The sequence below is a fragment of the Microcystis sp. M53603_WE2 genome, assembly GCF_030065435.1.
Map to the genome: position 1 here is coordinate 1 of NZ_JASJFF010000987.1, position 1,058 is coordinate 1,058.

The window sequence follows — 1,058 nt, forward strand, 5'->3', positions numbered from 1 at the left end:
CTGTTCATCCTCTGATAAATTCTCAAAAGATTTGATCATTTCTTGCAAAGTCATCATTTTACCTCTTAACTATTTTCCTTATATTTTAATTATTTTCCAAGATGATTTTATGGTAAACATCTGCGATCACTATCTGAATTCCCAAAGAGTTTAAATGAATTATCCTATCAGATTCATAAGCTGTAAACAACCAAAGATCGCCTTCCTTTTGAAAATGTTCAATATAACATTTTTCCTGAGAAATCAATAAATATTCCTGAAAAGTTGCAATGGTTCGATAAGCGGCAAACTTTTCTTCTCTGTCGTAATTTGCCGTTGAAGCAGACAAAACCTCAGCGATTAAAACAGGATTAATTAAAGTATCTTTGCGTCCTTCTTGATAAGTGAGAGGTTCAGACACTACCATAATATCAGGATAGGTAGCTATTTGACGCTCAGGTATCCATAAACGCTGATCGGTGACAAAAACGGCATAGGGTTGATTCTTTAGTCCAGTATATAAAGCCACTAATAAATTACTAATAATGCGATTATGAGTCGGTGTCCCTCCTGTCATAGCAATAATTTTTCCATCCAGATATTCATGACGAGTTTGGGATTGTATTTCCTGCTCAAAATATTGACTAAGAGTATATTTTCCAGTGAGAGCGGTCATAATGATGATTGTTTGAGAATAAGCATTTTGCAGCGTTTTTCATTTGTACCCCAATTCTAACAACAAAAAAGCACCCCCTCGCGGAAGTGCCTTTTCGTTCAGACTAGGAATTAACCATTGATAGCAGGAGCAGTCAGAGCTACGGGAGCCTGTTCACCACTAGCCAAGTCTAAGGGGAAGTTATGAGCATTACGCTCGTGCATTACTTCCATACCGATACCAGCGCGGTTTAACACATCGGCCCAAGTACCAATTACACGACCTTGAGAATCGAGAATCGACTGGTTGAAGTTAAAACCATTGAGGTTAAACGCCATGGTGCTAACACCCATTGCCGTAAACCAGATACCGATTACCGGCCATGCACCCAAGAAGAAGTGCAGAGAACGGCTATTGTTGAAAG

The 1,058-nt window shown here is 38.8% G+C and carries 2 protein-coding genes; both read right to left on the bottom strand.

Annotation, left to right across the window (positions count from 1 at the left end; all coding sequences use genetic code 11):
* Positions 1-85 precede the first annotated feature (85 nt).
* Positions 86-655 carry a Uma2 family endonuclease gene (locus tag PX481_RS20870; RefSeq protein ID WP_288095780.1) on the bottom strand — a complete coding sequence of 190 codons (570 nt, stop codon included), beginning with the start codon at positions 653-655 and terminating at the stop codon, positions 86-88.
* 110 nt (positions 656-765) lie between these two features.
* Positions 766-1,058: photosynthetic reaction center family protein (locus PX481_RS20875; protein WP_287668711.1), on the bottom strand; the 293-nt coding region annotated here is incomplete at its 5' end.